Below are 10,686 nucleotides of genomic sequence, written 5' to 3'. Positions count from 1 at the left end.
CGCACCGAGAAGGAATATCGACCTCTCCTGAACGAAAACGGATTCCGTCCCGAAGCGATCTATCCTGCAGGCCGCTTTAGTGTGATCGAGGCGCGCGTTGGTTGAGAGCTATATGACGGCCTGCAACCTGCTGCCGAATCTCAAAAGTCGCGAGAGCCGTCGATCTCAAGTTCTACCTACCGGTTTTGCTAAAGTCGGCTTGTCCACTTTCGGACATGCCGGGGCCGGCCGACAACGTTTGCTGTTGAGGATGGAACGGACATTTCGGTAAAGCGGGCCGACTTCCGAGTTTGTGAATGTTTTCGGATGCCGGCCCCATGACGGTGGGGCGGTGCGCACGGGGCCGGCGTCCGCAAGCCTCCAAGGGAGATGCTATGGGGCGGCGGCGACTGCATCCATCGTTGCTGATGTGAACCGATGGAGCGCCCCATGCAGAAATTGAACGATCTGAGCCGATCCCCGAGCCCCCTGGCGCCCTATGCACTTAAGCCATCGCGGCGAAGCTGCCGGGCGGTGTCTTCGCCGACGTCGATGTTTTCGAGATCCTGGATGGCCTCGGCGCGGCTGATTGCGGCCATGACGCTCTGGTAATAGAGCCGAGCACATTCTTCGCCGCGCACGAGTACGAGCTCCTTGTAATAGTCGTCCATCGCCGTGGCCAGATGCGCAGTGGTACGCGGTCATGCCGCTGCCGATGCTACCGCGGTCCAGCACGATCACGGAACGCCCGCGACTAACAAGCTCATAAGCTACCGACAGCCCGGCAATGCCAGAACCCACCACAACCACGTCCGCCCGGTCGGATTTCGACAGACTGGGAGCTTCGACCGCCCGGATGTCCATCCAGAGCGATTGCGTATGTTCATCCCGCACGTTCATGGCGCACCCTTCTCAAAAGGGGCCAACGGCGCGACAGAAAAAGGGTTCCTTCGTCGCCAAGGTAAGGATTGCGGCCCCGACCTAGCGAGACACCGGCTTGCGACGCTGGCGGCGGGCCGGCCGACCGCTGAACGCGATGTCGCCGCGCATATCCCCTCAGCATCTCAGGGAGCACGACGAGCCTTGCCGCGGGCCGTCTGAAATCGACTTGGAGGACAGGACGATGATTTGCCCCATTCAGTGGTTGCAGCGCTTCGGATGCGGCTGCCGCTGCAGCAAGTCAAACTGAAGTCAGATGCTCGTTGGCAAAAGCTTGCCGTCGACGATTTAGATCCAGTTGTGTGCAATACCCTCCCATAGGAACCGGACAGCTTGCCCCGTATTGAAACTGGATGGATGGTTCGGTTGAAAAGAAACAAGGACCTTCTTCCAAGGATCTCCTGGCTGGTGCAATCAAGCGACGCCAGGCGATCTTGTTTGTTGGCGCCGGGGTCTCGATGGCAGTCGGTTTGCCGTCCTGGAAGACCTTGGTAGACCACCTTTTAAGGGAGCTCCAACTCGGTCCCGAGGTGATAGACGGAATGAACGACGGCTATCAAATGCTCGCCGAGTTCTATCGACTGAAGCAGGGTGGAATGGGCCCGTTACGAAGCTGGCTTGATCGAAACTGGAAAGTCGCGACGGACAAAGTCTCGCGATCGGAGTTGCACAAGCTCATTGTCGAGCTCGACTTCCCGGCCATTTATACCACCAACTATGATCGAAACCTCGAGACGGCGTTCGAAATCCACCATAAGCCCTATGCGAAGATCGCCAACGCCAAGCATATTGCGGACGCGGCCCAGGACGTTACGCATATCGTCAAGTACCACGGCGATTTCGACGACGATGCGTCGCTGGTTCTTACCGAGACAGATTTTCTGGATCGGCTATCCTTCGATGCGCCGCTGGATATTAAGTTCCGCGCGGATGCTCTCGGTCGCACCATTCTGTTCATTGGCTACAGCATGTCCGACCCCAATATCCGCCTGCTATTGCACAGCATTTGGCAGACTTGGGAAAAATCAGGCCATAGGGACCATCGACCGCCCTCGTTTGTCTTCATGCCATCGTCTAACCCGGTGCAGGAGGCAATTTTGGCACACTGGGGGATTACGCTTGTAACGCCCGAAAGCGGCTGCCGAGGTGACGCATTGACGACTTTCCTCGCCGATATCCGCGCGAGGATTCACGACGTTGATGGTTAAAGTTAACTATGGGAGTCCGTGATCCCGTTGCCGGCCTTGCGCTGGACCATGATGTGCAAAGCCTCTTCCTTTAATTCGTCGAGATCGTAATCATCGCCGGTATCGAGTTCTAGACGGCCTTGCTCGCAAGCAACGACGTCCTTGTCGCCCAGCCAGAACGTCGCGCCAGTCGGCATATGGGTAAGCTTGTCGCCGTCTACCACGAACTGCTCCTTCATCACTTTCATATGCATGATAATCCTCCGACAAACGACCGCACGTATCAGACCCCCAAGGTTACCCGTTCGGACTGGCGCTTTCGCCTTATTGCGGCTGCGACGTTCCTCTGTGCCGGTGGCCGAGTGTCGACTTAGCCTCGGCCCTTGTTGGCTGCGTGATCTTTCAATCGTTCGGCTTGAGCCATTTGCTGTCGTGACCCCGATCCCGGGAGTGCTTGGCCTTGTCCCGGTTGGAAAGCACCGCATTATCGCCTATCAGGTCGCTCTGAACGTCAGTCATAGCACCCGTTCCGGCGCCTTTGCCCTTCGCGCCCGGTCCCAGATGCTTGCCGTCTCCGTGTGCTCCACGTGTCATGATGTTTATCCCGCCGGCTTTTGGGGCTTATGGCCCGACTGTCCCGAATGGTTGTGCTTATTGTGCTGGCTTTCCTGGTTTAGGCCACCACGGCTCACCGGAAATTCCGATTGGCGTCCACTTCGCTTTGCAGTCTTTGCACCGCTATCGTGTTGTGTACGTGCCGTCTCGTCCTCGATCTGCCTCGCATCGGGAAGATCAGGCTTTCTTTCAAGGATGCGCAGTTGCTGCTCGTGGGTCTTCTTTCCCTGCGTTGCCATCCTTCGCGGACCGTTATCGCGGTCCTTTTGCGGAGGACCGCGACGCCGATCCCGGACCTCTGCCTTATCGATACCGCCCTGCGGATTGGTGTCGTTCTCGATATCGCCCTCAAAGGTGTTGGCGCCTTCGAACTCCTCCAGTTCTTCCGGGCTTACGCCTGACATCGTCGTTCCCTTCGAGCCGCCGATCAGCGGATTTCACACAAGATCGACATTCGTCGGCCTGTTCAGTTTCACGTGTTTGCTACTCATGATCTAATCCTTCGAAGCTGGATTTGAGCCGCCGCCCTTTCTTTCCGGGTGACGGGTGTGATGGCTATCGCGTTCGCCGCCACCTCCGGATATTTTGCTGTGCCGACGTTGCGGATCGTCGGCCGGCGGTGTCTCGACGTGGAGCGGCTCCTTGGCGTTTTCATGGGAAGCGCCCGGGCCGCCCTGGCGGATGCTCGCCGGCGGCTTGTTGAAGTCGACATGGTGCGCGCTCCTTACTAGTGATCCTGCTGATAGCCCTGATGGGTGGTGTTCTGGGCGGTATTGCCGGCCTGTCCCTGCTCTCTCGTATTGTCGATATGATCACGGCCTTTCTGGACCTGATGAGCATTGCCGGTTTTGGGGTCACCGGTGCCCTTATGGCTTTGATTGTCCGGCGGCACGAGCGGTGGCTTGGTCATTGGTGGCTCCGTCGTTAATCCTGCAGCCAGACAACGGGCTGGTAAAAGGAGGGTTTCTTCTCGATATGCGGAACAGGCTAGATGCGGCGAATGCGCTTAGAGTGCGAATCGCATTCGTCACCCTGTCGAAACGACTCGTCGTGTTCCGGCCGTGAAACTCTTGCCGGGGTTTCGCGTTTACGGTGCTTACTTGGGCTCGGGACGCCGGCACCGTCATGTGCCTTGGCGTCAACCGCGCGCTATTCGCCTATTCATGCGACAACTCGCATCCGGCTGCCGCCCAACCTTCGCGTACCTAACGAGTTACTTTGACGATGACACCTTCATTCGGTTTCAAGTGTATCGGTCCATCTACTTTTCCTGGCCAGCGATCCAAGCCGCTGGATAACAATATGAGGCCGTTGCCCTGCCATTCAAAGAGCCGTGGTTCTCCTGAGAGATTGAGACCGACAAGGATTTCCGTTTCACCCAGACTTCGCTCGAATGAAAACACGTCGTTCTGCGCCCGCCTCGGCCGATACTCTCCGTGCAGCAAGCATGGCTCGCGACACCGCAATGCGATCAGCTTCCGGTAGAGGTTCAATAGCGATTTGCCGTCGCGCTGCTGCGCCTCGATATTGCGCGCGCGATCCCCGCTCAGGGGCAACCAAGGTTCGCCAGTCGTAAATCCACCTGCCTCGGTATCATCCCAACGCAAAGGAGCGCGCTCGGGGTCACGGCCGAGGTCAAACCCCTTCACCAACTTTTCGAACGGATCCCGGACCTGCTCCGCTGGGATGGGCACCTGCTCCGAACCAATCTCATCCCCCGCGAACAGAAATGGCGTCCCTCGTATGGTCATTAACAGCATCGCGAGAACGCGCGCCTGGGCCTGACCGATCTTGCTGGCGATCCGATGCTTGTCATGACCACCGATCACAAAATCGGGCCAGGCACCTTTTGGGATGGCATTGAAGTAAGCGTCGATCGTCGCCTGAAGCGAGATCGCGTTCCATTCGGTGTCGAGCAGCGCGAAGTTCAGTGGCAGGTGCAGGCGCGGCTTGCTGTTACCGTAGAAATGGCCGATCCGGTCGGTCTTGCCCTGCACCTCCCCGCAAAGAAGCCTCCCATCATATTCGTCCAAAGCCTCTCTGATACATTCGATGCAATCCATGGTTTCCGGCCTGTCGTCCGTGAACACGGGGATGTTGGTCTGAGGCGGCGGCGTTTTGTCGTCCGCTTCGGGATCGGTCGGATTGTCGCGCAGCAGGTCATCTTTGATCAACACAGCGCTGGCATCGACCCGAAAGCCGTCAACACCCCGCTCCAGCCAAAAACGCATGGTGCTCGCCATAGCTTCGCGAACTTCACGGTTTCGCCAGTTCATATCCGGCTGACTTGGCAAAAACGAATGATAGTAAAACTGCCGCCGCTCCTCGCACCACTCCCAAGCGCTGCCTCCGAAACGGCTTAGCCAATTATTCGGCGGGCCGCCATTTGGGCCGGCTTCCGCCCAAAGATACCAGTCGGCTTTTGGGTTTCTTCGCGAAGCACGACTTTCCCTAAACCAGGCGTGCTGGTCGGAGGTGTGATTAGGAACGAGATCGAGAATGAGCCTTATGCCGGAATCGTGCAAGGTGCGCACGACTTCATCGAAATTTTCCAGTGTGCCGAAACGAGGATCGACGGCGCAAAAATCAGCTATGTCGTAACCAAAATCATGATTGGGACTGCTGTAAATCGGCGTAAGCCATACGGCGCCAACGCCGAGCCAGTTGAGATAATCGATTCGTTGCAGGAGGCCGGGCAGATCTCCTTGGCCGTCCCCATTACTGTCCTGAAAGGATATCGCGGCGACTTCGTAGACTACCGCGCTACGCCACCAAGCTTCATCGGAAGCAGGCACAGATTTTGGCGTTTCGTTCGTACTCACGTGAACAACGGACTCCTTCGACGATGCGGCCGCCGGGCTTGCCTTCAGCGGGCGTTAAACTCCCCCGCGGCGACGTAGTTCCTATGAGCTTTGCGACGGCAAGAAGGGACCACCGGTAGCGAGGCGAGCAGGTCTGGTCAGAGTTCGATGACAAGTCCCTCATCACCGCGAAGGGCAATGCTGTCCGTTACCTTCTCTCCATCCCGGTCGGCCGCCGTGGAAACCAGAACCTTTCCAAGGGTGCCTTGTTCGAAGCCAAGGACTTGGGGTTGGCCAGTCAGATTGAGGGCAATGAGTAACGTTGTATCGTTGAACTCACGAAAGTAGACCAACAAGTCATCGTCAACAGCGCGCGGCCTATAGGAGCCAACCGACAGCGCTGGCATCTTCTTCCGGAGGCGCAGCAGGCGGCGATAGAGATTCCAGATCGAGGCCGCATCCTCGCGCAGGTTAGCAACATTGTTCGATTGCCAATCCTCCGCGAGTGGAAGCCACGGTTCGACCTTGCTGAAACCGGCATTAGCGCTCGCGTCCCATTGCATGGGCGTTCGACAGCCATCCCGGCCTACGCCAATCCCGGGGACGTTGCGTTCGAAGGGATCGCGCACGCGGTCACGGGAAATCTCAACCTGACGCATTCCCAGTTCATCGCCATAGTAGATCGTAGGCGTGCCGCGCAGGGTCAGCAGCAGCATGGCCGCGACGGCGGCTTGCCCTTTGCCGACCCGGCTGGCAATACGCGGCCGATCGTGATTGCCAAGCACCCAGTTTGGCCACCCGCCTTTCGGCAACGCGTCTTCGTACTCGGCGATCAGGGACAGAATGCACCTGGCGTCCCAGCGAACGTTAAGCAGTGCAAAGTTGAACGGCAGATGGACCCCGTCGAGATCCCGCCCGTAATAGGCGACCAGGCGTTCCACCGGCAGGTATATTTCTCCGATCAGAAGACGCCCCGGAAACTCATCGATGGTACGGCGCAGCACTGCGATGATGTCATGCACCTCCGGAAGGTCGGTAGTATACAGGGGTGTTACTGCCTCATTCGGCGGCCTGCCTTCCCGGTAATTGGGATTGGGCGGGTTATCGCGAAATGCTTCATCCTTGATAAGATGCCAGATGACGTCGACCCGAAAACCGTCGACGCCTTTCCGCATCCAGAAGCGAAGCACATCGCGCATCGCATCAACGACTTCCGGATTTCGCCAATTCAGATCTGGCTGGGACCCAAGAAAGGCGTGGTAGTAATATTGACCTGAATCCTCATCGAACTGCCAGGCGCTGCCGCCAAACTCGGAAAGCCAGTTATTGGGCGGACCTCCGCCTGGCGCCGGGTCCCTCCAGATGTACCAGTCGCGCTTGGGGCTGGTTCGCGACTTGCGGCTTTCAATGAACCACGGATGCCGATCAGACGAATGATTCGGGACAAAGTCGAGGATCACACTGATCCCGCGCGCATGCGCTTCCGCAACAAATCGTTCGAAATCGGCCATGTTGCCGAAGATGGGGTCGATATCAACGTAATCGGAAATGTCGTATCCGAAATCGGCCATCGGAGACCGGAAGATCGGCGAAACCCAGATCGCATCAACTCCAAGGTCGACGAAGTAAGACAACCTTTCAATAATTCCATTCAGGTCCCCCACCCCGTTGTCGTCCGTATCCTGAAAGGACCTCGGATATACCTGATAGATGACGGCGGACTCCCACCATGGTCTGGATCCACTCATTGCTGTCAACCATTCCGACAAGGGCCGTTGCGATTGGTGAAGCGGGCGTTGCCCAATCCGGTGCCGATGGTCAGCACGCCCCAACGCTTCACGTCCTGCATGAAGGGCACCTCGGATAGACCTTGCACCACGCCATCATTGTGCATGACGACGACTGTTTCGTGCCCGCCGATCAGAGGGATCGCTTCGATGAGACTTGCCGGCAGATTGAATTTGCCGCTCTCCCAGTTGCCCGGCAGATTCTGCGCCCCCTTCTTGATCGAGCCGTTGCTCTCGATGACGCCTGGGCAGGCGACGCCGACGAACGGCGCGAGTTTAAATCCCTCGTCTTCCGCCTTCGCGATCAGATCTTTGAGCATCTTGACGAGGCGCTTGACGGCAGTCTCACGGGTTGGTTCGTCATCGGCATGACGCCATAGTTCGGGTTTCCACACGCAGGCCTTGGAGAAGTCTGACGCCTTCTTGCGACGCGTTTCCACGATGCCGCACCGGATGTTCGTGCCGCCGATGTCGACGGCAAGAATGGAATCATGCGCTTCGAAAATCCAGGAAGGAGCGAGATGTAGCGCGCCGATAAGGCCTGCATCGTCCGGGTGACGGTGGATCGGCGACATATCGACCTTGAGGTTTTCGGCGTTGAGTAGAATTTCGGCACGCGCGATGGCGAGTTCACCGAGCCGGCTGGCGCGAAAGCCGCCGCCGACGACGATGCGCTCGGTCCTGTTCCAGGCCTTGGTTTTGAGGAAGCGGCGCGTCACGTGGACGAGCTCCTGCGCGAAATCCTCGATGGCGCTGTGCACGACCGCTGACGCCTCGCTGTCATCGCCGACCAAGGTAGCGTCGAGTTCCTTCTTGCTGATGTTATCGGAAGGCTCTTTCCCGAACGGGTCTTCGCCAGACTTGCGCAGCGGCTTTCGCCACTCTTCGAGAGTTTCCCGGAAAGCGGCTTTACTGGCGCGGTCTCCGAGGAATCCTTCCTCATCCTTCAGTTCGAGATTGAAGCTGTCGATCTCGACCCACGGGAGGCGCGAAGCGCCGTGAGCGACGATACCAGTAGTCGTGATCGTTTCGTTCGTCATCCCAAACCTTATGGAAGCCGCGACACAATTTGGCGGCTTGCATTCAACACGCGCCGCCGATCACCGTTCCTCCGCGCCTCAGGCAGGCCTGCCCGCCGGCCATTTTGGCTCTCCCAGAGGTCTCGAATGGAACAGCCGGCGGCCTGCGGCGTTCCCTTGCCATCATAGAGCGCCGTTACGGGACGTTAAGCAAAGGCGTCAACGCGAAGGCTTCGACCGCGGCGTGATACGCGTCGCCTCAGCCGCTCCGTCGCATCGCGGAGCCACTACCTTGTTCGGCCCGCACTCTCCGCGCTGAGCGCGTTTTACGCCGTAGGTACCAGGCCGCGACCGAGATAATCAGCCAGGCAAACGATGCGCTCATGAAGGCAGTCGCAACTGTGGTCTCCGCCGTCAACGAAAAGACAATTGCAAAGGCCAGCATGCCTATCGCGCCTAGCGCGGCGCCGGCTGAATCGACCGCAGCCGCCATTTGCCCACGGCGCTCGCCGGAAAGTCCCGCTTCGCGCTTGCGGCGGATCTCGTGCTTCTCGATCAGGGTGGCGCTGGCGCAGAATATAGCTGGAAGCGCAAGGAAAAGACCTCCGATGAATGCGCCATAGCGGCTGCTGATAAGGCCGGTGAATACGGTCGCGGCGCCGCCGAGCGCGAACCGGATCAGGTATTCGTACCAGCGCCCTTCCTTGAGAGATGACGCCGAAAAGCGGATCGGGTTCATGTCTGACCTCCGGTAAGGATCAGGAGCCCGAAGGCGGCAATCAGCCAGACGATCAGTGACAGCAACGTAGCCGTCACCGCCCGCAACTTCGCGCGGACAAGGAGGTGGCAGACGACGACACTGTAGATGGCGAGCGCAATCGCTCCCGCCATCATCGCCTGGGTTTGCACGGCGGCGTAGCCGGCACCCTGCTGATGCACCGCCATTCCAAGCGTGGCGAGCGCGACGGAGGGGGCCGCTCCGAACAGTCCGGCGAAGCTCTTTGGACGCAGAAGATCTCCCAGCATCGCGAAGGCGATACGACGGCGCCGCCGACGAGGAAGCGGATCACATATTCCGTCATTTCGCTCCCTTCCGGAGTTTCGAGAGCGGCCCGCCAGTCCCGTAGACCGGATCCTTGCGCGGCGCCGGTACCTTCGGAATAGTCTTTAGTGCCTGCAGACGGTCCTCGACGGTCGTGCATTCGTCGTATGTGCCGCTCGGCGGATAGGCCCCGATGACGAGAAACTCATCGTCCGCCGAAAGGCACTGATACCCTGTGCCAGCAGGCAGAATGGCCACGTCACCAGCCTTCAGCGTGAAGATCTTTCCGTTCTTGCCACCGAACCGGACACGATCCTTGCCTCGCGCGATGCTGAGCGCTTCATGGATTCGGGAGTGGTAGTGCACGTAGTCGTAGATGCCATTTCGCCAGGAATCACCCCATCCGTTCGCTTCGAACAGGTCTTCGATCACGGCCGCGGGGTCTTGGCCGTCATCGAGAGCGACTGCTCTTCGATAGATAGTGAGCGGCCAGCGCGGGTGATTTGGCACAAGACCATCTCCTTGAAGCGGACAATGTGAGGCTTTCGCATTCTCGCGAGTTCCATGGCCTTACGCTTGCCGGGGCGCCGCAGACCCGTGGCGCGCTCCGCATATCCCTTCAGGTCCTCAAGGATCGGCATGATCGTCCTCCATTGAAGCGTCACCCGGGTAGCCGGTCCAAAGCCGGAGGGTCCGTTCGAGAACCGCCCCCAGTGCGAAGCCCGCGACGACATCGCTTGCCCAGTGTGCCAGCACCACTACGCGCGTGAGCGACAGTCCGACCGCGATTGCGCGGATCGCCCGGCGCAGCCACGCCGGTAAGCTGCCGGCGGCCGATGCCAAGGCTCCCATGTGCAGCGCATGGCCGGAAGGAAAGTCATCCAGACGTTTGCCGGAAAACGGGACGCCATGGAGGTGACCAACGACCGTTAGACGGTCCGGCCGGGTCTGGTCGAACAGACGTTTCAAACCATGGGGCAGCGGCGAGGCTGCGACCGTGACGAGCAGGGCGTGGTTGCCGGCGCGCCGCAGCGGCTCACTGCACCCGCGCGAGGCAAGCCAGCCAGCGGCTGCCAAGACCAGGAGCACCTTCTCGTCGGCGCCCCACGACAGAGCCCGAGCCACCTGCTCCGGAGCCGGCGCAGTGTTACGGGCGATAGATTGCGCGACTGCGACATCCGCCTGCCCGCAATGGGTGGGCGGCGACGCTAACGGCTGACGCAACCAACGCAACGGACGCCACTTACGCGACGCATGGCCCGGCCATGTCGGGCGGGTGTAGCGCCAGCTTGGCGAGACGACGAAGGTTTTGAGCGA

Annotated in this window: 14 protein-coding genes and 2 pseudogenes; 1 reads left to right on the top strand and 15 read right to left on the bottom strand. The window is 59.3% G+C overall.

Features of this window, described 5'->3' with window-relative positions:
• Positions 1-476: 476 nt before the first annotated feature.
• Complete coding sequence (locus tag IVA82_RS29040) at positions 477-650, bottom strand: hypothetical protein (RefSeq protein WP_247380783.1); 174 nt, start codon at positions 648-650, stop codon at positions 477-479.
• Positions 651-714: 64 nt separating this feature from the next.
• Positions 715-843, bottom strand: a pseudogene (locus IVA82_RS29035) (FAD-dependent oxidoreductase); the annotation flags it as partial.
• A gap of 428 nt (positions 844-1,271) precedes the next feature.
• On the opposite strand from IVA82_RS29035, the gene IVA82_RS29030 reads away from it, so the two are divergent.
• Positions 1,272-2,126, top strand: coding sequence for an SIR2 family protein (locus tag IVA82_RS29030; RefSeq protein ID WP_247380768.1), 855 nt, complete (start codon positions 1,272-1,274; stop codon positions 2,124-2,126).
• Between the two features lie 2 nt (positions 2,127-2,128).
• Here the strand turns inward: IVA82_RS29030 and IVA82_RS29025 are convergent, their stop codons facing one another.
• From IVA82_RS29025 to IVA82_RS28970, 13 genes and pseudogenes are all read right to left on the bottom strand, one after another.
• Positions 2,129-2,359, bottom strand: a complete 231-nt coding sequence (locus tag IVA82_RS29025; RefSeq protein ID WP_247380766.1) for a hypothetical protein — start codon at positions 2,357-2,359, stop codon at positions 2,129-2,131.
• A gap of 148 nt (positions 2,360-2,507) precedes the next feature.
• Positions 2,508-2,699, bottom strand: a complete 192-nt coding sequence (locus tag IVA82_RS29020; RefSeq protein WP_346658665.1) for a hypothetical protein — start codon at positions 2,697-2,699, stop codon at positions 2,508-2,510.
• A 5-nt stretch (positions 2,700-2,704) separates the two neighbouring features.
• Positions 2,705-3,124: a hypothetical protein gene (locus tag IVA82_RS29015; protein ID WP_247380764.1), complete on the bottom strand. Its 420-nt coding sequence runs from the start codon at positions 3,122-3,124 to the stop codon at positions 2,705-2,707.
• Between the two features lie 90 nt (positions 3,125-3,214).
• Positions 3,215-3,403: a hypothetical protein gene (locus tag IVA82_RS29010; protein ID WP_247380772.1), complete on the bottom strand. Its 189-nt coding sequence runs from the start codon at positions 3,401-3,403 to the stop codon at positions 3,215-3,217.
• 44 nt (positions 3,404-3,447) lie between these two features.
• Positions 3,448-3,630 (bottom strand): hypothetical protein, encoded by a 183-nt coding sequence (locus IVA82_RS29005; protein ID WP_247380762.1) that lies wholly within the window; start codon positions 3,628-3,630, stop codon positions 3,448-3,450.
• Between the two features lie 295 nt (positions 3,631-3,925).
• The gene (locus IVA82_RS29000) at positions 3,926-5,542 is read right to left on the bottom strand and encodes an alpha-amylase family glycosyl hydrolase (RefSeq protein ID WP_247380760.1); all 1,617 of its coding nucleotides are present in this window, start codon (positions 5,540-5,542) and stop codon (positions 3,926-3,928) included.
• Between the two features lie 137 nt (positions 5,543-5,679).
• On the bottom strand, positions 5,680-7,269 hold the full coding sequence (locus tag IVA82_RS28995; protein ID WP_247380759.1) for an alpha-amylase family glycosyl hydrolase: 1,590 nt from the start codon (positions 7,267-7,269) through the stop codon (positions 5,680-5,682).
• Between the two features lie 5 nt (positions 7,270-7,274).
• Positions 7,275-8,348 carry an ROK family protein gene (locus IVA82_RS28990; protein WP_247380757.1) on the bottom strand — a complete coding sequence of 358 codons (1,074 nt, stop codon included), beginning with the start codon at positions 8,346-8,348 and terminating at the stop codon, positions 7,275-7,277.
• 238 nt (positions 8,349-8,586) lie between these two features.
• On the bottom strand, positions 8,587-9,066 hold the full coding sequence (locus IVA82_RS28985; RefSeq protein WP_247380755.1) for a DUF3147 family protein: 480 nt from the start codon (positions 9,064-9,066) through the stop codon (positions 8,587-8,589).
• Positions 9,063-9,409, bottom strand: a pseudogene (locus IVA82_RS28980) (hypothetical protein). Before IVA82_RS28980 ends, IVA82_RS28985 begins: the two are co-directional and overlap by 4 nt.
• A complete protein-coding gene (locus IVA82_RS28975) occupies positions 9,406-9,801 on the bottom strand; it encodes a cupin (RefSeq protein WP_346658664.1) in 396 nt (131 codons plus the stop codon). Before IVA82_RS28975 ends, IVA82_RS28980 begins: the two are co-directional and overlap by 4 nt.
• Positions 9,798-10,010: a hypothetical protein gene (locus IVA82_RS49130; protein WP_346658663.1), complete on the bottom strand. Its 213-nt coding sequence runs from the start codon at positions 10,008-10,010 to the stop codon at positions 9,798-9,800. The genes IVA82_RS28975 and IVA82_RS49130 overlap by 4 nt, the downstream gene beginning before the upstream one ends.
• Positions 9,997-10,602 carry a phosphatase PAP2 family protein gene (locus IVA82_RS28970; protein ID WP_247380769.1) on the bottom strand — a complete coding sequence of 202 codons (606 nt, stop codon included), beginning with the start codon at positions 10,600-10,602 and terminating at the stop codon, positions 9,997-9,999. The genes IVA82_RS49130 and IVA82_RS28970 overlap by 14 nt, the downstream gene beginning before the upstream one ends.
• Between the last annotated feature and the right edge of the window lie 84 nt (positions 10,603-10,686).

It is taken from the genome of Bradyrhizobium sp. 142 (genome assembly GCF_023074015.1).
In the GTDB taxonomy this organism is placed as follows: domain Bacteria; phylum Pseudomonadota; class Alphaproteobacteria; order Rhizobiales; family Xanthobacteraceae; genus Bradyrhizobium.
This window is presented reverse-complemented; position numbering and strand designations above follow the sequence as displayed.

What these genes read in the sequence shown, in the direction of transcription:
- IVA82_RS29040 (WP_247380783.1), bottom strand. Translation starts at nt 650, where the DNA reads ATGGACGACTATTACAAGGAGCTCGTACTCGTGCGCGGCGAAGAATGT.
- IVA82_RS29030 (WP_247380768.1), top strand. Translation starts at nt 1,272, where the DNA reads ATGGATGGTTCGGTTGAAAAGAAACAAGGACCTTCTTCCAAGGATCTC.
- IVA82_RS29025 (WP_247380766.1), bottom strand. Translation starts at nt 2,359, where the DNA reads ATGCATATGAAAGTGATGAAGGAGCAGTTCGTGGTAGACGGCGACAAG.
- IVA82_RS29020 (WP_346658665.1), bottom strand. Translation starts at nt 2,699, where the DNA reads ATGACACGTGGAGCACACGGAGACGGCAAGCATCTGGGACCGGGCGCG.
- IVA82_RS29015 (WP_247380764.1), bottom strand. Translation starts at nt 3,124, where the DNA reads ATGTCAGGCGTAAGCCCGGAAGAACTGGAGGAGTTCGAAGGCGCCAAC.
- IVA82_RS29005 (WP_247380762.1), bottom strand. Translation starts at nt 3,630, where the DNA reads ATGACCAAGCCACCGCTCGTGCCGCCGGACAATCAAAGCCATAAGGGC.
- IVA82_RS28995 (WP_247380759.1), bottom strand. Translation starts at nt 7,269, where the DNA reads ATGAGTGGATCCAGACCATGGTGGGAGTCCGCCGTCATCTATCAGGTA.
- IVA82_RS28990 (WP_247380757.1), bottom strand. Translation starts at nt 8,348, where the DNA reads ATGACGAACGAAACGATCACGACTACTGGTATCGTCGCTCACGGCGCT.
- IVA82_RS28985 (WP_247380755.1), bottom strand. Translation starts at nt 9,066, where the DNA reads ATGAACCCGATCCGCTTTTCGGCGTCATCTCTCAAGGAAGGGCGCTGG.
- IVA82_RS49130 (WP_346658663.1), bottom strand. Translation starts at nt 10,010, where the DNA reads ATGCCGATCCTTGAGGACCTGAAGGGATATGCGGAGCGCGCCACGGGT.